The sequence below is a fragment of the Comamonas sp. E6 genome, assembly GCF_001010305.1.
GTDB lineage: Bacteria > Pseudomonadota > Gammaproteobacteria > Burkholderiales > Burkholderiaceae_C > Comamonas > Comamonas thiooxydans.
The window spans coordinates 134,446-155,134 of sequence record NZ_BBXH01000017.1 but is presented as its reverse complement, the minus strand read 5'-3'; the positions used below and the strand labels follow the sequence as shown (position 1 = coordinate 155,134).

19 protein-coding genes and 1 tRNA gene are annotated in these 20,689 nt (G+C 62.6%); 10 read left to right on the top strand and 10 right to left on the bottom strand.

Features of this window, described 5'->3' with window-relative positions; all coding sequences use genetic code 11:
* The first annotated feature begins 1 nt into the window (after position 1).
* From CSE6_RS16270 to CSE6_RS16230, 9 genes are read left to right on the top strand one after another with little or no spacing between them, the layout of a single operon-like run.
* Positions 2-613 (top strand): DUF2460 domain-containing protein, encoded by a 612-nt coding sequence (locus CSE6_RS16270; protein WP_059440991.1) that lies wholly within the window; start codon positions 2-4, stop codon positions 611-613.
* Positions 610-1,494: a DUF2163 domain-containing protein gene (locus CSE6_RS16265; protein ID WP_059440990.1), complete on the top strand. Its 885-nt coding sequence runs from the start codon at positions 610-612 to the stop codon at positions 1,492-1,494. The genes CSE6_RS16270 and CSE6_RS16265 overlap by 4 nt, the downstream gene beginning before the upstream one ends.
* A complete protein-coding gene (locus CSE6_RS16260) occupies positions 1,491-1,910 on the top strand; it encodes a C40 family peptidase (RefSeq protein WP_059440989.1) in 420 nt (139 codons plus the stop codon). Before CSE6_RS16265 ends, CSE6_RS16260 begins: the two co-directional genes overlap by 4 nt.
* Before the next feature lie 2 nt (positions 1,911-1,912).
* Positions 1,913-4,669, top strand: a complete 2,757-nt coding sequence (locus tag CSE6_RS16255; protein WP_059440988.1) for a phage tail protein — start codon at positions 1,913-1,915, stop codon at positions 4,667-4,669.
* Positions 4,666-5,373: a hypothetical protein gene (locus CSE6_RS16250; protein ID WP_059440987.1), complete on the top strand. Its 708-nt coding sequence runs from the start codon at positions 4,666-4,668 to the stop codon at positions 5,371-5,373. Before CSE6_RS16255 ends, CSE6_RS16250 begins: the two co-directional genes overlap by 4 nt.
* A complete protein-coding gene (locus CSE6_RS16245) occupies positions 5,370-6,386 on the top strand; it encodes a hypothetical protein (RefSeq protein ID WP_059440986.1) in 1,017 nt (338 codons plus the stop codon). Before CSE6_RS16250 ends, CSE6_RS16245 begins: the two co-directional genes overlap by 4 nt.
* 60 nt (positions 6,387-6,446) lie before the next feature.
* Entirely contained in the window at positions 6,447-6,743 is a 297-nt protein-coding gene (locus CSE6_RS16240; RefSeq protein ID WP_059440985.1) for a hypothetical protein, read from the top strand.
* Entirely contained in the window at positions 6,740-7,210 is a 471-nt protein-coding gene (locus CSE6_RS16235; RefSeq protein WP_059440984.1) for a lysozyme, read from the top strand. Before CSE6_RS16240 ends, CSE6_RS16235 begins: the two co-directional genes overlap by 4 nt.
* Positions 7,207-7,701 carry a hypothetical protein gene (locus CSE6_RS16230; RefSeq protein WP_059440983.1) on the top strand — a complete coding sequence of 165 codons (495 nt, stop codon included), beginning with the start codon at positions 7,207-7,209 and terminating at the stop codon, positions 7,699-7,701. Before CSE6_RS16235 ends, CSE6_RS16230 begins: the two co-directional genes overlap by 4 nt.
* Positions 7,702-7,765: 64 nt before the next feature.
* Here CSE6_RS16230 and CSE6_RS16225 read toward each other — a convergent pair whose 3' ends face one another.
* From CSE6_RS16225 to CSE6_RS16200, 6 genes are all read right to left on the bottom strand, one after another.
* Complete coding sequence (locus CSE6_RS16225; RefSeq protein ID WP_059440982.1) at positions 7,766-7,978, bottom strand: hypothetical protein; 213 nt, start codon at positions 7,976-7,978, stop codon at positions 7,766-7,768.
* Positions 7,965-8,282 (bottom strand): hypothetical protein, encoded by a 318-nt coding sequence (locus tag CSE6_RS16220; protein ID WP_083994750.1) that lies wholly within the window; start codon positions 8,280-8,282, stop codon positions 7,965-7,967. Before CSE6_RS16220 ends, CSE6_RS16225 begins: the two co-directional genes overlap by 14 nt.
* A gap of 196 nt (positions 8,283-8,478) precedes the next feature.
* Positions 8,479-8,568: transfer RNA gene (locus CSE6_RS16215), tRNA-Ser, on the bottom strand.
* Positions 8,569-8,841: 273 nt separating this feature from the next.
* On the bottom strand, positions 8,842-11,139 hold the full coding sequence (locus CSE6_RS16210; protein ID WP_034359675.1) for an NADP-dependent malic enzyme: 2,298 nt from the start codon (positions 11,137-11,139) through the stop codon (positions 8,842-8,844).
* A gap of 169 nt (positions 11,140-11,308) precedes the next feature.
* Positions 11,309-12,796, bottom strand: coding sequence for a nucleobase:cation symporter-2 family protein (locus CSE6_RS16205; protein ID WP_003063711.1), 1,488 nt, complete (start codon positions 12,794-12,796; stop codon positions 11,309-11,311).
* Between the two features lie 658 nt (positions 12,797-13,454).
* A complete protein-coding gene (locus tag CSE6_RS16200) occupies positions 13,455-14,639 on the bottom strand; it encodes an MFS transporter (protein ID WP_045840331.1) in 1,185 nt (394 codons plus the stop codon).
* A gap of 127 nt (positions 14,640-14,766) precedes the next feature.
* Here CSE6_RS16200 and CSE6_RS16195 point away from each other — a divergent pair, with 127 nt between their 5' ends.
* Positions 14,767-15,741 carry a LysR family transcriptional regulator gene (locus tag CSE6_RS16195; RefSeq protein WP_059440980.1) on the top strand — a complete coding sequence of 325 codons (975 nt, stop codon included), beginning with the start codon at positions 14,767-14,769 and terminating at the stop codon, positions 15,739-15,741.
* An 84-nt stretch (positions 15,742-15,825) separates the two neighbouring features.
* Here the strand turns inward: CSE6_RS16195 and CSE6_RS16190 are convergent, their stop codons facing one another.
* The 4 genes from CSE6_RS16190 to CSE6_RS16175 are packed head-to-tail and all read right to left on the bottom strand — an operon-like array spanning position 15,826 to position 20,513.
* Positions 15,826-17,103: a M20/M25/M40 family metallo-hydrolase gene (locus CSE6_RS16190; RefSeq protein WP_003063718.1), complete on the bottom strand. Its 1,278-nt coding sequence runs from the start codon at positions 17,101-17,103 to the stop codon at positions 15,826-15,828.
* Complete coding sequence (uraD, locus tag CSE6_RS16185) at positions 17,100-18,875, bottom strand: 2-oxo-4-hydroxy-4-carboxy-5-ureidoimidazoline decarboxylase (RefSeq protein WP_034359668.1); 1,776 nt, start codon at positions 18,873-18,875, stop codon at positions 17,100-17,102. Before uraD ends, CSE6_RS16190 begins: the two co-directional genes overlap by 4 nt.
* Positions 18,876-18,882: 7 nt before the next feature.
* Entirely contained in the window at positions 18,883-19,839 is a 957-nt protein-coding gene (puuE, locus tag CSE6_RS16180; RefSeq protein ID WP_059440979.1) for an allantoinase PuuE, read from the bottom strand.
* Entirely contained in the window at positions 19,836-20,513 is a 678-nt protein-coding gene (locus tag CSE6_RS16175) for a GntR family transcriptional regulator (RefSeq protein ID WP_019043607.1), read from the bottom strand. Before CSE6_RS16175 ends, puuE begins: the two co-directional genes overlap by 4 nt.
* Between the last annotated feature and the right edge of the window lie 176 nt (positions 20,514-20,689).

Below are 20,689 nucleotides of genomic sequence, written 5' to 3'. Positions count from 1 at the left end.
CATGGCATTTTTTGAAGAGCTGTTCCCGCCGCGCATCAGCCGGGAGGCAGAGGGCGGGCCGCGCTTTATCAACAGCAAGGCCTACTCTGCATCGGGCCAGCGCATCACCAACCGGGAGGCGAAGTACCCGCTGCATGAGTACACCATCGCGCACCCGCCGCGCAAGCAAGAAGACTTTGAGGCCCTACGGGCCTTTTTTTATGTCGTGGGCGGCGATGCCGATGCTTTCCGCTTCAAGGACTGGAGCGACTTTCAGGCCACCGATGCCAACACCACGCTGACCGCCGTGGCAGGTGTTGCCAACACCTGGCAGCTGTGCCGCACCTATGTCTTTGGCAGCCGCATGTTTGTGCGCCCCATTTCAAAGCCCGCCAAGGGCTGCAAGGTGCAGCGCATGCGCGCCGGTGTGCCAAGCATGCTGGCAGTGGTGCCGGACATCAGCACGGGCCGGGTGGTCATTGCCGACCACATGGCTGGTGACAGCTACCGCTGGATGGGCACTTTTCATGTGCCGGTGGCCTTCAAAGACCCGTCCGCCGTCTGGAAGGTGCTGGGCGGCACAAAGTTGATCACCGAGTGGTCCGGCATCGAGCTGGAGGAGATACGCGTATGAAGCAGATCCCCGCAGCCCTGCAGGCCCACTATGACAGCGGTGGCACCAGCTTGGCCAGTGCCATTGTGATCAAGCGCACGGACGGCAAGGTGTTCGCCTTCACCAGCCACGATCAGCCCCTGGTGCTGGACGTCAGGGCCTGGGGCACAGACAACGCTGCCCTGGTGTTTGACTGTAAGCAGGGTCTGAGCGCCAGTGGCATCACGGCAACCAGCGGCTTTGCCGTGGACAACCTGGAGCTGACCACGCTGGACGATGGCAGCCTGTTTGTGCGCGAAGAGGTGGCTGCAGGCCTGTGGCAGAACGCCGAGTTCCGCCTGTTCCGCTACCGCTGGGATGTGGCGGCTCCCACCATCACCAACGATGTGGAGCCGCTGATGCGCGGATGGCTCGGCGAGATCACGCTGGGCGCGGCCACGCTGACCGTGGAGCTGCGTGGCCTCAAGCAAAAGCTCCAGCAGTCCCTGGGCATGGTCTCGCAAAAGACCTGCCGCAGCCGCCTGGGCGCCACGGGCTTGGCTCAGTGCAATCGCAGCCTGGTCGACCTGACCCATGCCGTGACGGTGATAGCGGTCACTGACAAGCGCACGTTCACCGTGAGCGGTGGCCTGCCCGAGGACTACCTGGGCGAGGGGCTACTGACCTGGAAGACCGGCGCCAATGCCGGCCTAACCCAGAAGGTGCGCAGCCAGAGTGCCGCCGGCGTGGTCACTCTGGTGCTGCCCATGGTGCTGCCCATTGCAGTGGGCGACCAGCTCACGGCCGTGGCCGGCTGCCGCAAGCGCCTGACCGAAGACTGCAGCGGCAAGTTTGGCAACGCCATCAATTTTCAGGGGGAGCCGCACCGGCCCAGCCCTGACGTCATCACGAGGCCTGTATGAATCTCATTGTGCAAGCGGCCCGCCGCTGCATTGATACGCCGTACCACCACCAGGCGCGCAAGCCCGGGGTGGGCCTGGATTGCGTGGGCCTGGTGGTCTGCACGGGGCAGTCTGTGGGCGCCCTTGGTGCCGGCTTTGATGTGCGCGGCTACCGCCGGGTGCCGGATGGCTTCTCGCTCATGCACCACCTGGATGAGCAGCTGGACCCCATCGAGCGCGCCGACATGCGCCCGGGCGATGTGATCTGCGTGGCCTTTGACGGCTATCCGCAGCACATCGGTGTGCTGGGCGATTACGCCCATGGCGGGCTGTCCATCATCCATGCCAGCAGCTCGGCGGGCCGGGTGATCGAGACCCGTCTTTTGTTCTCCGCTGCCATGCGCTTTGTGGCGGCTTTCCGTTTCCGAGGGGTATAGCCATGGCGCAGTTGGTTGTTTCTGCTGTGGGGGCAGGCGTCGGCTTCATGGTCGGTGGCCCCGCAGGTGCCAAGGTGGGCTGGATTGCAGGTGCTCTGCTGGGTGCCTATGCCTTTGCCGAGAAGCAGACCCAGGAAGGTCCGCGCCTGAGCGATCTCAAGATCACGGGCACGGACTATGGTGAGCCGCTGCCCTGGGTGCAGGGCTCGCCTCGCATTGCAGGGCAGATCATCTGGGCCAGTGAGCGCCGTGAGCACAAGCACACGGAGAGCCAGGGCAAGGGGGGCGGCGCCGAGAGCACCAGCTACACCTACACCTGCGATCTGCTGATTCTGCTGTCCGAGAACCCCATTGCGGGCGTGGGCAGGGTGTGGGCCAACAGTGAGCTGGTCTACGGCCAGGGGGAGGCCAAGGACGGCTTCTGGCGGGAGATGCGGGTCTATGCCGGCACGGCCGACCAGATGCCCGACCCGCTCTATGAGGCAGCCGTGGGCACGGGCAATGCGCCCGCCTACCGGGGCCACGGCTATGTGGTGATCGAGAACCTGGACCTGGGCGGCAGCGGGAACATCCCCAATCTGACGTTTGAGATTGGCACCTCGACCACCAGCAGCAATATCACCTGCATTGCCGTCATCGACGAGAACGACGCTCAGGATTCGCAGGAGGGAGTCGATGCCAAGTGGGCGGACTTCAGCGAGCGCTTCCCCAAGCGCCGCATGTTCCTGCTATGCCCGACGCATCCCTATCTGCCGCTCTATACCCCGCAGGACCCAGGCCCGAACTTCATTGGCCCGATCCCTGTAGCCCGTGATGAGGGCAGTGTTGCTCTGCGCTCGGATTGGTATGACCTGTGCGGCCTGGATGCGCTGCCGATGCACAGCTCGATTGCCCTGTTCGTCGATAACTCGGGCTCGATGACCACCAATACGGTGCGCGCCTCCTATAACTACTTTATGCAACGCTTGCAGGAGCGCAGCATCAGCGTGGTGGTGGTCGAGAACGGTGATGAGGACTACATCACGCCGTTCAACCGCTATCTGGATATTCCTGGCGGCAGCGATGTCATCAGCCGAGATCTGGAGGGTGTGGCCAGCAGCATGCTGTTCCGGGCCGGCTACGCGGCAGCCGACTTTGATGCGGTGCCGCTGCGGGACCTGGAGAAGCCCCTGCGGGCGCTGACGCTGTCCCAGACCGCCAACACCCGCAGCGCCCTCGAAGTGCTGCAAAAGGGCTGGTTCTTCGAGTGTTCGGCGACCGACAAGCTGACCCTGCGCCCGCGCGCAGTGGCACCCGTGGTGCGCATCCCGTTCGTGGATCTGGGCTTTGGCAATGACTTAGGTGGCGCCGAGGAGCCGCTGGCGCTCAAGATCGGCAACGACCTGGAGCAGCCTGCCCAGCTCGCGTTGACCTACGCCAATATGGCGGCCGACTACAACGCCGACACGCAGTTCTCGGACCGCCTGGTGACCGGGCAGGCCAGCACCGAGACTCTGCAGGTGCCCTTGGGCATGCTGCCGGCAGAGGCCAAGGCGGTGGTTGATGCGCTGCTGTTCGACATGGCGGCCAGCATGCACAGCACCACGCTCAGTGTGCCGCTGCGCTACGCCTACCTGGAGCCCGGCGATGTGATCGAGGCCGTGGCCCTGGATGGCCGGGTGCTGCGCATGCGCATCATCACACGCAAGGACCAGCAGATGTTTCTGGAGCTGGAATGTGTGCTCGATGACGTGGGGGCGCTTGAGAGTGCGGCCATCACGGATGAAGGCTATGTGAGCGTCACCGAGCCGACCCGGGTGCCGGACACGGTCTGGGAGGCCATGGACATTCCCATCCTGCGCGATGCCGATAACGCTTCAGGTTTCTACCTGGCCGCAGCGCCTGAGAGCATCAACTTTGCCACCGACCAGTGGCGCGGCGCCGTGGCGGCGGCCTCCTGGGATGGGGTGGACTACATGCACCTGCAGACCCTGCTGGATGCCGCCGTGCTGGGCCAGAGCACCACGGTGCTGCCGGCCTGGGCCGGCGGGGCGGTGTTTGACGAGGCCAGCACGCTGACCGTGCGCGTCTGGGGGCAGCTGGCCAGCAGCACGCGAGAGACCATGCTCCTGGACGACTCGGTCAATGCACTGCTGGTGGGCTCCGAGATTGTGCGCTTCAGGTATGCCGAGCTGCTGGCCTCCGATGTGCCGGCCAATGTCTACACCTACCGGCTCAGCAGCCTGTTGCGTGGTCAGCGTGGCACCGAGTGGGCCATGGCCGGGCATGCCGTCAACGAACGATGCGTGCTGCTCAACACCCGGCTGCGCCGCCAGGCTACCCAGCCCAATGAGGTCAACATCCCCGTGCAGCTCAAGGTGCTGACCAGCGGGCAGCTGCTCAGCAGTGTGGAGCCCCGCACGTTCACCGATACCAGCGTGGCCCTCAAACCCTTCAGCCCGGCCGGCCTGCGCGGCCTGGTGGATACGCAGGGCGTGCACCTGAGCTGGCAGCGCCGCACCCGGCTTGCATACCGCTACGGCGGCATTGCGCCGGTGGTTCCGTTGGGGGAGGCGACGGAAAGCTACCGGGTGCAGGTCCGGAATGGGGCAACGCTTGTGCGAACCGCAACCGTCTCCAGCTCTGCCTTTGTCTACACGCCGGCCATGCGCGCAGCCGATGGGCTGGCCGGGGGCGAGTTGCTGCGCTTTGCGGTGGCGCAGATGTCGGCTGCTGCCGGCGCAGGCTACGAATCAACCATAGAAAGGGTCTGCACATGAGTCTGCAGCAATGGCTCCCGGCGCAGGACTCGCCGGAAGTGATCGTCAACGAGAACTTTGCGGCCGTGGCGCACATGGCGGTCTACGCCAAGGACGCCACCACCACCACGGCCCTGACCTGGGGCTACCTGGGTGGGCGCTGGGGCGGCTTTGCGGTAGCGGCGGGCACGCTGACCCTGGCGGCCAGCAGCACGCTCTACCTCACGGTCAACCGCGCAACCGGTGTCATCAGCGCAAGCAGCAGCAATGCGTCATGGACCAATACGGACGCTCATGCCCGGGCATACAAGCTCACGACCGGCCCAGCCACGGTGACAGCCATCGAGGACCATCGCGCCGGCCTGGGCGGCGTGCACGGCATCAGCAACACTGGCGGCTCGTCGGGTGGCGGCGCAGCGCCGGTGGTGCCCGATGCAACGACCAGCCGCGCCGTGACCTTGGCCGATGTGGGCAGCTATCTGCGCTTCACAGCCTCTGGCGCCAAGGCCTGCACGTTTGATGTCGCCGCGGGCTTCACCACGGGCCAGGAGGTGCACATTGCCAACCGCTCGGCCAGCGGCAATGTGACCCTGTCGGCAACGGGCATCACGCTCAGCCCGCCCAAGGGTGGCACTCTGAAGCTGGAGCCGGGCGACACCGTCACGGTGAAGTTTGTGAGCACTGCCAGCGCCGATGTGTTCGGCAGCACGGAGGCTGCAGCATGATCCCTGGAATCACAGCAAGCCGGATCAAGGCCGGTGGCTCAGGCAGCGCAGGAACGGTCTTTTTAACGGTGCCCGCGCAGTCGGAGACCATGGCCGGGTTCCCGCTGACCATCGATCTCTCTGGTATGCCGGGGAGCTGGTGGGACAGCCTCAAGCATGCCGACGGTGGAGATATCCGCATCGAGCAAAGCGGGGTGCGCATTCCTGTCGACATTGTCTCGATCAACGCAACGGCCAAGGCGGGATTCCTCGTTGCGCGTGTCGATTTGTCCGGCACTTCCGTCAGCACGATCAAGGTCTCGTGTGGCGATGCTGCCAACGTCTTGCCGCCCCATACCGATCCCTATGGGCGCTATGCCGTATGGGCCGGATATGCGGGGGTCTGGGCTCCCGGTATCAGCATGGCAAGCCGCGCACAAAGTGGTAGCGCGCTATCCAATTCCGGTGGCGCGGCAGTCATCGTTGATGCCTCGAAGCCATTCCTGGGGAAGGCGATTTCTCATGCGGACTCACGATACCTGTACGCCAGTGCCGTGCAGAGCACTCAAGTCTGGACGGTTTCCTGCACAGCGAGTGTCTCTTCTATTGAAAGCTTTTACTCCAGGGGCGCCATGTCTCTGAACAATCAGGGCTCAACCAGCACCCGGTTTTCAGTTGCTGGTAGGCCTGCGACGGTTTGGGACGCCTGGAGTTCATCCGGTTCTTGGATGGGGTCGACTGCAGCATTGACTCTTTCAGATCCGACCAGACTTGCGCTTCGCTCGAATGGAAGCACTCAGGTGGATCTGTTTGTCAACGGTAGCAACGTAAGAACGAGGACCGGTTACGGCGCTCTGCCTACTTCTGAAGCCGCGGACTTTCTTCTCGGTGCGACCGGAAATGCAGGGGAGAACTTGGTCGGACTGACTGGCGGCATCTGCTATGTGTTTCCCGGACTTCGCTCAAACGCATGGCTGTCCGCAGAGTCCCAGAGCATGAAAAACCCCGGTGGCTTTTACGCCATCACCGGCTAGATCAACCCGCTTCGGCGGGCGGCATTGACGCGCGCAAAGCATTTATTGCCTGGGAGGGCTATGGACGACTACGGCGACGAATTGCCGGCGGTGACGCGCCAGCAGATCAATGAACGTTTTGACAAGGGGAGTGAGCGCATGGCCGCCATCGAGCGCGATTTGAAGGCAGTCACGCAGCAGTTGCAGGAGCGCGATCAGCAACTGGCGGATCTGCTGGAGTTTTTTACCGCCATGAAGGGCGCATTCAAGGTGCTGAACTGGGTGGGCAAGGCATCCAAGCCGCTGGCGTACATCGTCATGCTGGGTGGGGCGTGTGTTGGCTTCTGGACGGCCGTAAAGGCGGGAGGTACTCGATGAACTGGAAAGAAAAACTCATTGCCACTATCGGCGGCGCTGCCGTAGTCCTGGCTGTGCCGCTTGTGGAGAAATACGAGGGCACAGTGCTGCGCAGCTACCGCGACCCGGTGGGCATCATCACGGCCTGCACGGGTCACACCGGCCCCGAGCTCAAGATGGGTCAGACCTACACCCGCCAGCAGTGCGAGGAAATGCTCTACAAGGACTTGGCCAAGCATGCCGACGCGCTGAGCTGCGTGCGTGCGCCGCTGACGGACGGGCAGCGTGCGGCATTCCTAAGCTTCGCCTTCAATGTGGGGGATGACGCCTTCTGCCGCAGTACCCTGGTGCGCAAGGCCAATGCGGGCGACTTCGGCGGCGCTTGCGCCGAGCTGAGCCGCTGGATCTATGCCAGCGGCAAAGAACTGCCCGGCCTGGTCAAGCGCCGCGCGGCAGAGCGGCAACTGTGTGAGGCGGGCCTGGGATGACCGGCGCATCCCGTATCTGGCCGTGGCTGGCTCTGGCCCTTGCCCTGCTGCTGGCTGTGCAGACCCAGCGGCTGGCCAAGGTCGAGACTTCACATGCAAAAGCGGATGTGGCTCAAGCCCAGCAATCGCAAGCTGCTACAGAAAAGAAAGCGGAAGCCGTGGTGAAGCACGGTGCCGCCCAACAGGGAAACACCCATGACTACACGCAAGAAATGGCCCGCCTGGCGGCTGGCCGCGCTGCTGATGCTGCCCGCATTACAGGCCTGCAGCACGACATCAGGAGCGCTGCAACCCGCAACGCCCAGCTTGCGAGTGACGCCGCTGCCTGCCGAGGTCTCGCAGATCAGCACCAGCGACTCGCAGCCATTGCTGCAGAGGGCGCAGGCCTGGTTGGAGACCTTGGCAGCCTGGTCCAAAAGCGAAACGCCCAGGTGATCCTATTGCGCGGCCAGATTGCAGCCGACCGAACATTGCTCGAGCAGTTGAAATGAAAATCCTCCCCGGTGCTTCGGCATTGGGGAGGCTTTTTTGCTTATGCGCTGGCCGGTGGTTGCATCAGGGCTCGCAGTCCTCGTAGATCCAGGCTTTCATTTCTTCGTACACGTCCGCACTGTGAAAGTCCAGGCACTGGGGGTGCTTGGACTGCAGAAACTCATAAAACAGATGCATGGCTACACCCATGGCCATGTAGTCCGATTCGGCCATCAGGTCGCTCCAGCTGTACCAATGGTCAATGATGGCGCTGCGCGCATCTTCACGTCGCATCATTTTTCTCCCCTGGGATGCATATCCATGCTTGCCTGATAAAACTCTGCGTATACGTACGACTGCCATTCAGTCTCATGCTGCCCTTGTCGATGGCCACGAGATTGCAGCAGTTCAGCGCCTCGATGACATCGTTAATACCTGGAGGGGCGCCGGGTTCTGGAAGTAGGTGCGCTTGGTTCTTGGGCATGCCGGTGCCGGGCAGCTTTGAATGCATATACAGCCATCCATACGCGCCGTTCGCCTGCGCGATTTCAGGCGGCAGCCGCTGTCCGTCTTCGTACAGTTGATAGATGGTGCACCACATACTGTGCATTTATACAGTATTTCATTTACCCCAATTGCAAGCGAGCGCTTGCGATCACGCGCGGATCTCTTGCGGGGGTTGGCTGAGATGCAAAAAAGCCCCGACACCTAGCGATGTCAGGGCTCTTTTTTAATGTGGGCAGGTTTGTGGGCGTGCCATCGAACCAATATGCAAGTAGTTGATTTTATTGATCAACTGGCGGAGGCTGTGAGATTCGAACTCACGGAAGGATCACTCCTTCGGCAGTTTTCAAGACTGCTGGTTTAAACCACTCACCCAAACCTCCGGATGGCAGGATTCTACACAAGGATTGTGCGCCGTTCGGCATTGCGCGCATTTTGCTTTGTCTATGAAAACCATAGCACATGGCGCTTGCTGTATCTCGACTGGCGTTCACTTTTCATCATGGCGCCTGACATGAGCGTTTGCTGCGCGCGTTACAGGCAGTCGTGAATGAGCGCAGGGTTCAAAGCTCAAGGCTCGGCATGGGGCAAAACAAAACGCCCCTAAGGGCGTTCTGTTGCTGCCTCGGGCGGGATGCCCGAGAGATTGCGCAGGATCAGCTGCGCAGTGCGATGGCCTGAGCTGCTGCCAGAGCGGTCATGTTGACCACACGGCGCACGGTGGAGGAGGGGGTCAGCACGTGGGCGGAAGCCGAGCAGCCCATCAGGATGGGGCCGATGGTGGTGCCATGGCCGCCCGTGGTCTTGAGCACGTTGAACAGAATGTTCGCGGCGTCGAGGTTGGGGCAGATCAGCACGTTGGCTGCGCCGGTCAGCGAGGACTCGAGCAGTGAGTGGCTGCGCACGTTGGCGTCCAGGGCCGCATCGCCATGCATTTCGCCATCGCATTCGATGCCGGGGTTGGCGGCAGCGAACAGGTCGCGTGCAGCGCGCATCTTGCGGGCCGAGCCGCGTGTGGACGAACCGTAGTTGCTGTGCGAGAGGAAGGCCACCTTGGGTGGCAGGCCGAAGCGGGCCACTTCGTCGGCAGCCATCTTGGCGATCTCGGCCAGTTCTTCGGCGCTGGGAGCGTCGTTGATGTAGGTGTCGGCCACGAACAGCGTGCCGGATTCCAGCATGACGGCGTTCACCGTTGCGAACTCGTTGGTGCCCTTCTTCAGGCCCAGCACGTCTTCCAGATGGGCCAGGTGGCTGTCGAAACGGCCCACCAGGCCACACAGCATGGCGTCGGCATCACCCAGGTGCACCATCAGGGCAGCGATCAGGGTGTTGGAGCGGCGCACCGCAGCCTTGGCGGCTTCGGGGGTGACGCCGTTGCGGCCCATCAGCTTGTGATAGGTTTCCCAGTACTGGCGGAAGCGGGGATCATCTTCGGGGTTGCAGATTTCCACGTCCTTGCCCAGTTGCATGCGCAGGCCGGCCTTGGCAATGCGGGCTTCGATGACGGCGGGGCGACCGATCAGGATGGGCTTGGCCAGGCCGTCGTCCACGGCAACCTGCACGGCACGCAGCACGCGCTCGTCTTCACCTTCGGCATAGGCCACGCGCTGCAGATTGGCCTTGGCGGCTGCAAACACGGGGCGCATGAACATGCTGGTCTGGTAGACAAAGCGCGTCAGGCTCTCGCGGTAGGCGGCGATGTCTTCGATGGGGCGGGTGGCGACACCGGATTCGGCGGCAGCCTGGGCCACGGCGGGAGCGATGCGCAGGATCAGGCGCGTATCGAAGGGCGTGGGGATCAGGTAGTCGGGGCCGAAGGTCAGCTCCTTGCCCTGGTAGGCGGCGGCGACTTCGTCGCTGACGTCCTGCTTGGCCAGAGCGGCGATTTCACGCACGCAGGCCAGCTTCATGGCTTCGGTGATCTTGGTGGCGCCGCAGTCCAGCGCGCCACGGAAGATGTAGGGGAAGCACAGGACGTTGTTGACCTGGTTGGGATAGTCGGAGCGGCCGGTGGCCACGATGCAGTCCGGGCGGATGGCCTTGGCCAGTTCGGGGCGAATTTCGGGCTCGGGATTGGCCAGGGCCAGGATGATTGGCTTGTCGGCCATGGTCTTGACCATGTCGGCAGTCAGCACGCCGGGAGCCGAGCAGCCCAGGAACACGTCGGCGCCGTCGACCACGTCGGCCAGGGTGCGGGCTTCGGTGTTCTGCGCGTAGCGCTGCTTGGAGGCGTCCAGACCACCGGGGCGGCCTTCGTAGATCACGCCCTTGGAGTCCACCATGTAGACATTGGAGCGCTTGATGCCCAGGCCCACCATCACGTCGACGCAGGCAATGGCTGCCGCGCCGGCGCCGGAGACGGCCACCTTGACGGAGCCGATGTCCTTGCCAACCAGTTCCAGGCCATTGAGCAAAGCGGCGCTGGAGATGATGGCCGTGCCGTGCTGGTCGTCATGGAACACCGGAATGTTCATGCGCTTGGACAGCTCCTGCTCGATGTAGAAGCACTCGGGAGCCTTGATGTCTTCCAGGTTGATGCCGCCCAGGGTGGGTTCCATCGAGGCAATGATGTCGATGAGCTTGTCGGGATCGCGCTCGGCCAGTTCGATGTCGAACACGTCCACGCCGGCAAACTTCTTGAACAGGCAACCCTTGCCTTCCATCACGGGCTTGGAAGCCAGCGGGCCGATATCGCCCAGACCCAGCACGGCGGTACCGTTGGTGATCACGCCGACCAGGTTGCCGCGCGAGGTGTACTCGGCTGCGGTCGAGGGGTCTGCCTCGATGTCCAGGCAGGGATAGGCCACGCCCGGCGAATAGGCCAGGGACAGGTCACGCTGGTTGGACAGGGGCTTGGTAGGAGTGACGGAAATCTTGCCTTTGACGGGGCTGCGGTGGTATTCGCGGGCCGCATCGCGCAGGGCTTGTTCGGCGGAGGACAGGTTTTGTGTCATACGAAATATTTATCAGCAAGTTGCTTCTCGGAGCTTACCGGATGGCAAGAAGCATTTTGAGTCAGGTCTGTTTTGCTTCAACTATATCGACAACAAACCCCCTGGCGCACTGTGGGGCGGCAGGGGGCTTGGGCCGGCCGGTAAGCCAGCGTTTGCTTCGGGCTGGCGTTTAGTGAGCGTCAGCCTCACGTGCTGCGTTGATGGCAGCGCTGTTGTCTTTGGCGGCTCCGTTAAAGAAAAGATTCAATGCCACGGCGGTAATCGAGGACAGCAGGATACCGGATTCAATCAGCGGATGGATGGAATGGGGCATCCACTGACGGAAATTAGGGGCAACCAGAGGAATCATTCCCACGCCGATGGACACTGCCACGATCATGGCGTTGTTCTTGTTGTTGCGGAAATCCACGTTGGCCAGGATGCGGATGCCGGTGGAGGCCACCATGCCGAACATCACCAGACCCGCGCCGCCCAGAACCACGGTGGGCAGGGATTCGATCAGCGCGCCCATCTTGGGCAGCACGCCCAGAACGATCAGGATCACGCCACCGGCCACGCAGACCCAGCGGCTGAGCACGCCGGTCACGGCCACCAGACCCACGTTCTGGGAGAAGCTGGTGTAGGGGAAGGTGTTGAAGATGCCGCCGATCAGGGTGCCCAGACCGTCGGTGCGCAGACCGCGGGTCAGTTCGTCCTGTGTGATGTCGCGCTTGGCCATGTCGCCCAGGGCCAGGAACATGCCTGTGGATTCGATCATCACGACCACCATCACCAGACTCATGGTCAGGATCAGGATGGGGTCGAAGACGGGCATGGCGATCTGGAAGGGCAGTACCAGCGTGAACCACTCGGCCTTGGCGACCTTCTCGAAGTTCATCAGGCCCATGGCCACGGAGATCACGCCGCCGATCAAGATGCCCATCAGCACCGAGATATTGGCCAGGAAGCCCTTGGCAAAGCGTGCGATCAGCAGGATGGACAGCAGCACGATGCCGGAGACCGCAGCGCCTTGCAGATCGGCGTACTTGGGGTTGGGCATGGTGGGCAGCACCGAGAAGCCCTTGGGGATGGCGGGCAGCGAGGAGCCGGGAGCGCCGGCCATGGCCTGGGCCTCGGCCAGCCACTTCAGGTGCTCGGGGTTGGGCACGGAGGGGGCGGTCGGGCCCACGGGGTTGCCGAAGATCCAGTTGATGCCCACACGCATCAGGCTGATGCCGATGACTGCGATGATGGTGCCGGTCACGACCGGTGGGAAGAAGCGCAGCATGCGGCTGATGAGCGGCGCAATGAGGATGGAGATCACCCCCGCGCCTATCACCGAGCCAAAGATCAGGCCTGCGCCGGCATTGCCGCCGGTGCTCTGTGCCATGGACACCATGGGGGCCACGCTGGCAAAGGTCACGCCCATCATCACAGGCAGTTTGATGCCGAACCACTGGGTCGCACCCATGGCCTGGATCAGGGTGACCAGGCCGCAGACGAACAGGTCGGCGGAGATCAGGTGCGCGACCTGCTCAGGGGGGAGGTTCAGGGCACGGCCAACGATCAGCGGCACGGCGACGGCGCCGGCATACATGACCAGAACGTGCTGCAGACCTAAGGCGGTGAGCTTGCCAAATGGCAGAACCTCATCCACGGGATGCACTTGGGATGTCATAAAAACATGTCTCCTCACTCTATATTGGCTTCAGGTTGGCATGCGATTCGCGAATGGCATGCAATCCATACAAAAAGTGTATACAGCTCATAACGCACAGCATCTAGCGGTAAACCCTGCTCAAAATTCAGTTTCTGGATGGGGTATCAATAGTTATGTTTTTCACGCATAACCATCTAAGGTAATTACTGATTGCTATTAAATGTGTAGCTTCTGACTCTTTGTTTTTCTAATTTTCAGAATGAAACATATTGAAATCATTTGATATCAAGCGATTGATGCTTTGTTTTTAATAGCAAAAATTGCGCGATATGCAATTGCAAGGGATCTGGCTCCGGTTATGCGTGCGTAGGTTTCGGGTCTTGAAACATCTAGTGAAAGAAAGTGCGTTGCCACCTTGAGGCAGCTTGCATGCATTAGCGTTGAAGAAGGTGAAAAAAAAGGCGTCAAGCCCAGAATTGGTGCACCGCTGTGCAAAAGCGTGCATGGGGCCTGCAAAGAGTTCATGCCTTGCCATGGGGCCTAAGCTGCTGCAAAAACCATGCCGAGTTGCTGCACAAGCAAAAAAGGCGACCTTGAGGTCGCCTTGGAGTGGAGTTCGTTTGCGTTGCTGCAGGCAGGCTGCCGCCTTGTGCCGCCTTGGTGCCGCGCCTGAGTTTCAGTGCATTCCCGCCGCCATGGCCGAAGTCTGATCTGGACTGCTCTGACGTGGCGCGAAGCTGGCCATGAGCAGCGCTGCTGCTGCAGGCATGGCGGCAGCCCAGGCCAGCCAAGTCAGGCTCATGCCCTGCGCGATCACCGCTCCGCCTAGCCAGGCACCCAGGGCATTGCCCAGATTGAAGGCCGCGATATTGAGGCTGGACGCCAGATTCATACCGGCCTCGCCTGCAGATTGCAGCACGCCCATCTGCAGCGGCGCCACGGTGGCAAAGGCGGCAATGCCCAGCAGCAGCACAAAGGCAATGGCCAGGGGCGTGCTGGCAAACATCCAGCGGCCCGCGATCAGCACCAGCATCAGGGCGGCCAGCGATACCCATAGTGCGCGCTGTACGCCAAAGCGGTCGGCCAGCTTGCCGCCCGCATGGTTGCCCAGGGCCAGGCCCGCCCCGAACAGCAGAAGGGTGAAGGCGATCATGCGGTTGTCCATTCCCGTGATCTGGGTCAGCAGCGGCTCTATATAGGTATAGAGGGTGAAGACGCCGGCAAAGCCGATCACCGTCAACAGCAGACCACGCCACATGGCGCCATTGCGCAGAACGGTCAGCTCCTGGGTCAGGCCCTGAGGGCTGGGCATGCTGAGTGCGCGTGGCACATGGCGCAGCAGGATCAGCAGTGCGACCACGCCTATGCCGCTGACGCTGGCAAATGCCATGCGCCAACCCCAGTGCTGGCCGATCCAGGTGCCGAAGGGAACGCCCAGCAGCGTGGCCAGGGTCAGGCCGGAAAACATCAGCGCGATGGCCGAGGCTTTCTTCTCGGGCGCCACCAGTTGCGTGGCGACGACTGCGCCCACGCCGAAGAAGGTGCCGTGGGTCAGCGAGGTCAGCACGCGTGCTGCCAGCAGCCAGCCATAGCTGGGCGCCAGGGCGGCGGCGGCATTGCCGGCGATGAACAGCAGCATCAGGCTCAGCAGCAGCAGCTTGCGCGGCCAGCGGCGCGAGGCCAGAGTGAGAACGGGAGCGCCCACGGCGACGCCCACGGCATAGCCCGAGATCAGCGTGCCCGCCGTGGGGATGGAGATATGAAGATCCTGGCTGACCTGGGTCAGCAGGCCCATGATGATGAATTCCGTGGTTCCGATGCCGAAGGCACCGGCGGCCAGAGCAAGCAATGCTGCAGGCATGAAAACGTCCTTGTGAAAATTCCGCGAAGGGCTGAACTGTGAACCTGTGGCAGAAGGTGCGCTAGCCCTTGATGCGGACATGCATTTGTTCCTGTGGGGAATAAATGGCATCTTTATGATGTGATTCATGAAGAATTCCATGGCTATGCCTTCGCTGCAGGAGCACAGCGCGGACCGCTTTGTGGAGCTGCAGACCTTTGTGCAGGTGGCCCAGCAGGGCAGCTTCTCGGCAGCGGCGCGTCTGCGCGAGGTCTCGCCCTCGGCGGTCAGCAAGATCGTGGCCAGGCTCGAAACCCGGCTGGGCGTGCAACTGCTGCGCCGCAGCACCCGGCGGCTGGAGCTGACGGCCGAGGGAGAGCAGTTGCTGGAGCAGGGCCGGCAGTTGCTGGTGGACTGGCTGGCGCTGGAATCCTCGGTCACCCGGCAGGGCCAGCCCACCGGCGTGGTGCGCATCAATGCCAGCTCGTCCACGGGCAACCGCCTGCTGGTGCCTCTGGTCGGTCCGCTGATGCGGACCTGGCCGGGCCTGCAGCTGGACCTCAGCTTTACCGATCATGTCGTGGACCTGATAGCGGCTCGCGCCGATATCGCCTTGCGCTGGGGAGAGCTGCCGTCTTCGGACATGGTGGCGCGCAAGCTGGGGCACACGCGCCAGGTGATCGTGGCCTCGCCGGACTATCTGCAGCGCTTTGGCAGACCGGCGCATCCCGATGAGCTGGCAGGCCATGTGCGCATCGGCTGGAACTACCCGCGAGCCATACCGCACTGGCCGTTTGTGGTGGCGGGCAAGGCGGTGACGGTGAGCATGGGGGAGGTGCTGCGCGTCAACGATGGCGAAGCCATGGCCAATCTGGCCAAGGCCGGGGCGGGCCTGGCGCGGCTGTCGCTCTATCACGCCTGGGACGATTTGCATGCGGGCAGGCTGCAGGTGTTGCTGGAGGAATTCAATCCCGGGGATCTGCAGCCCATCCATGCCGTGTATGTGGGCAAGCCCGGCCAGTTGCCAGTAAGGACGCGGGCGGTGCTGGATTTTCTGGCCAGCCATGTGGACCTGAGCCATGCCGAGCAAATGCCCGCCGGCCTGCTGGTGTCGCGCACATAAAAAAAGAGCCCGGACGAATCCCGGCTCCTTGAAAAACCTCCATCCAGACAGAAGAAGGCTAGGCGTTCAAACGGTGTTTGGTGCTCAGGCAGTCAGGTCCACCAGCGAGCGGGCCACCACCTTGGTGGCACGGCGCAGGTCTTCCAGCACCAGGCGCTCGTCGGAGCGCTTGGCATGCGATTCCAGCACGGTGCGGGGGCCGGCGCCGTAGATCACGCCGGGGATGCCGCGCTCGACGTACAGGCGCACGTCGGTGTACAGAGGCGTGCCCACTGCAGGAGGCACTTCGCCGAAGATGGCTTCGCCATGCTTCTGGATGGCGTCCACCAGGGGCTTGTTGCCGTCCAGGGGGGTCATGGCGTTGGCCAGCAGCAGGCGCTTGATGTCCACGCGCACGGCGTCTTCGCCGGTGTAGCCGCCCTGGGTATTGAAGTCTTCGATGGCCTTGGCGATCACAGCACGGATGCTGGCTTCGACTTCCACGGGATTCTCTTCAGGAATCATGCGGCGGTCGATCTTGAGCATGACCTTGCCGGGCACCACGTTGGTGTTGGTGCCGCCGTCGATGCGGCCGACGTTCAGGTAGGGGTGCTTGATGCCGGGCACTTGCGAAGTGACTTGCTTGTACTTGACGTTTTCGCCGTACAGAGCAGTCAGCAGCACGGCCGTGGCTTGCAGCGCGTCCACGCCGGTGTGGGGCACGGCGGCGTGCGCCATCTTGCCCTGCACGGTGATTTCCATCTGCAGGCAGCCGTTGTGAGCAGTAACGACTTCGTAGCTGAAGCCTGCTGCGATCATCAGGTCGGGCTTGGTCAGGCCCTTTTCCAGCAGCCAGCCGGGGCCCATGATGCCGCCGAACTCTTCGTCGTAGGTGTAGTGCAGCTCCACCGCGCCCTTGGAGGGCTTGGCCACGGCTTCCAGAGCACGCACGGCGAAGGTGAAGGAGGCGAAGTCGCTCTTGCTCACGGCAGCGGCGCGGCCATAGAGCTTGCCGTCTTCGATCTCGGCGCCGTAGGGATCCTTGGTCCAGCCTTCGCCCGGAGGCACCACGTCGCCGTGGGCGTTCAGGGCGATGGTGCGGCCACCGTCACCGTAGGGGCGGCGCACGATCAGGTTGGTGATGGACTCCATGCCATAGGCCTTGACGTCGGCTTCGGGCACGACGTGCTTCTCGGCGTCGAAGCCGAAGCCCTTGATCAGCTCGGCAGTGCGTTCGGCGTGGGGTGCGTTGTTGCCGGGAGGCGTGTCCGTGGGCACTTGCACCATGGCCTGCAGAAACTTCACTTCTTCGTCGAAGTGCTCGTCAATCCATGCATCGATGGCGGCGTAGGTGGCTTGCTTGTCTTGATTCATATTGGTCATTGCTGTTCTTGAGCCAGTTGGTGGAGGAGGTGGGTGAAGGCATCCACGGACAGTTGCATGTCGTCGGAGGTGGAGGCTTCCAGCGGGTTGTGGCTGATGCCGGCGTTCATGCCGCGCACGAACAACATGGCCTGAGGCATGATTTCGTGCAGCTTCATGGCGTCGTGACCGGCGCCGCTGGGCATGCGGAACAGGGGCACGCCCAGTGCGTCGACAGCGTTTTCCCAGCGTTTCTGCCATTCGGGAGCGCTGGGCGCAGCCGCTGCCTTCATGGACAGATCGGTGGTGTAGCGAAGGCCGCGGCGTTCGGCGATCGCAGCCATCTCGGCCATGATGTCGTTGATCATTGCGTCGCGCTGCTCGTTGGTGGGCGCGCGCAGGTCCAGCGAGAACTGGCAGCGGCCGGGCACCACGTTGACCGAGCCTGAAGGCACGTTCAGCTGGCCGATGGTGGCCACGCTGTCGCCATCCTGGCCGGCGCGCTTTTCGATGTACAGCGACAGCTCGGCCACGCCGGCGGCGGCGTCGCGGCGGCGGTCCATGGGCGTGGTGCCTGCGTGGCTGGCCATGCCGATGAATTCGCAGACATAGCGGGCACTGCCGTTGATGGAGGTGACGATGCCCAGGGGAATGTCCAGCTCGTTGAGCACGGGGCCCTGCTCGATGTGAACTTCCACAAAGCCCAGGTACTTGGCGGGGTCACGTTCCAGCTTGGGGATGTCGTCGATGCACAGGCCGGCATGCAGCATGGCTTCGCGCAGCGTGATGCCGTCGGCGTCCTTTTGCTCCAGCCATTCCTGCTTGAAGTCGCCCACCAGGGCGCCCGAGCCCAGGAAGGTGGCCTTGTAGCGTTGACCTTCCTCTTCCGAGAAACCCACCACTTCGATGTTGAAGGGCAGACGCTTGCCTTGCTCGGCCAGTTGCTTGACGCAGGCCATGGGCACAAAGATGCCCAGGCGGCCGTCGTACTTGCCGCCGTTGCGCACGGTGTCGTAGTGGCTGCCGGTCAGCAGGGTCTTGGCGCCTTCGGTGGCGGCCTTGTAGCGGCCCACCACATTGCCCACGGCGTCGATCTCGACCTCGTCGAAGCCGATCTCGCGCATCCAGTGGCTGATGCGCTGGGCGCAGGCGCGGTGGGCGTCGGTCAGATAGGTCACCGTCAGCTGGCCTTTTTCGGCGTAGCCGGGGTCGCTGTTGGTGGACAGGCGTTCCTGCCAGTCCCAGACTTCGTTGCCTTCGACGGGCTCGTAGCCGAACTTGTCGTTCAGGCGGATCTCGGCGATGCGGTGGATGTTGCGCAGTGCCTCGGCCTGTTCGTAGGCAGGGTGGTTGAACATGCGGCGCTCGAAGGTCGCAATGATCTCGGCCTTGCTCAGACCCAGACCGCGCGCGCCGCGCACGGCCAGGATGAAGGGGAAACCGAAGCGTTTGCCGTATTCGGCATTGAGCTTGCGGATGTGCTCCAGCTCTTCGGGCGTGCAGTTGGTCAGGCCTGCCTTCTTCTGCTCATTCGTCGATTCGGCGGTGAGCGTGTTGGTCTCCATCTGCTTGCCGGCCAGCTCCGGGTGAGCGCGGATCAGATCGAGCTGGGCCTGTTCGCTGGACTCGGCCAGCACCTTGGCCATGGCGTGCTTGATATGCGCCATGGACTTGAAGGGTCGCTGCTCCAGTGCCTTGGCGGCAATCCAGGGCGAGTGCTCGTACAGGCCATCGAGCAGGTCGGTGGCGGTGGCCGCATCGGCGGCATTCAGTTGTTCCAGGGTCAAAGCCATGTCGCAATCAATCCTTGCAAGGGAAACGCTCGGCCCAGTGACGAGCCAAATCAATACGGCGGCACACCCACACGTTGTCGTGCTTCTGGATGTGGTCGAGGAAGCGCTGCAGCGCTGTAATCCGGCCGGGACGGCCCAGCAGTCGGCAGTGCATGCCTATGCTCATCATCTTGGGGGCGTTGTCGCCGCTGGCATTGCCCTCGGCGTACAGGACATCGAATGTGTCCTTCATGTACTGGAAGAACGGATCGGCATGCGAGTAGCCCTGGGGCAGGGCAAAGCGCATATCGTTCACGTCCAGCGTGTAGGGAACGATGAGCTGGTTGTGCGTCGTGCCGTCGCTCTTGGCGACCTTCATCCAGAAAGGCAGGTCGTCGCCGTAGTAATCGCTGTCGTAGGTAAAGCGACCGGCATCGGCCACGATGCGGTGGCTGTTGGGGCTGTCGCGGCCGGTGTACCAGCCCAGGCCGTGGTCGCCGCCCGCGCCGTACAGCTCTTCAAAAATGTCCACGCATTGCAGCATGTGGGCGCGCTCGATCTCTTCGGGCACGTTCTGGTAGTGAATCCACTTCAGGCCGTGGCAGGCCACTTCGTGGCCGAGTTCCTCAAAGGCCTGGGCCAGCTCGCGATGCTTTTGCAGCGCCGTGCCCACGCCGAACACGGTCAGCGGCAGGCCGCGCTTCTCGAACTCTTTCAGAATGCGCCAGACGCCTGCTCGCGAGCCGTATTCATAGATGCCGTCCATGCTCATGTGACGGGCCGGGTAGCTGGCGGGATTGAACATCTCCGACAGAAACTGCTCGCTGCCGGGGTCGCCATGCAGGATATGGTTCTCACCGCCTTCTTCGTAGTTCAGCACGAACTGAACGGCCACGCGGGCTTTGCCGGGCCATTCGGGATGGGGCGTGTTGCGGCCGTAGCCAATCAGGTCGCGTGGGTAGGAGGCGGTGGAATCGTAAGTCATAGGGATACGGATGAAAGTGCCATCGACAAATCGTTCGTTGGCAAATCGCGGTCGAAGGTCAGGCCTGCTTCCACGTGGTCCAGGTGCAGCTGCATCAGCTGCACCGCATGTTCGGCATCGCCCGCAGCCAGTGCGGTCACGATGTCGGCATGTTCTTCGTGCGAATGCTCGGCCGCCGATGCAGACTGGTACATCAGGGTGATCAATGCGCAGCGGGAAATCAGCTCGCCCAGCAGCTGAGCCAGCACCTCGTTGCCCATGAGCTCGGCCATGCGCACGTGGAAGTCGCCCAGCAGTTCGGTGCGCTGGCCCACGTCATTGGCTTCCATGGCCTTCTTCTCGGCAGCCACATGCTGCTTGAGGGCGCGAATCTTGGCGGCACTGCTTTGCTTGACAAAGCTGCGCACCATCTCGGCTTCGAGCATGCGGCGCACGGCAAACACCTGGCGCGCCTCGTCCACCGAAGGCGTGGCCACAAAGGCGCCGCGGGCGGGCTCGAGCCGGATGAGACGGTTTTGTGAAAGCTGAAACAAGGCCTGGCGCACCAGGGTGCGGGAAACTCCAAAGTGGTCGGCCAGCTTTTGCTCGGCGAGCTTGGTGCCGGGCATCAGGCGATGCTCGACGATGGCCTTGGTCAGGCTTTCGACAATGAAACTGGTGGTGGAAGTTTCCATAAATCCATCATAGCGGTTGAAGACAAGTTTTGTATACAGTTTCTGTTCACCAAACATGGTGTTTGTATCGATGTTCAGGCGCAGAAAGCTGTGCGCAAGCGCGCAAACCCAATGGGAGCAAGGGCTTGCAACATTGGTATTGCAAAGATCAGCAGTGTTGTGACTGGGGGGCCTCT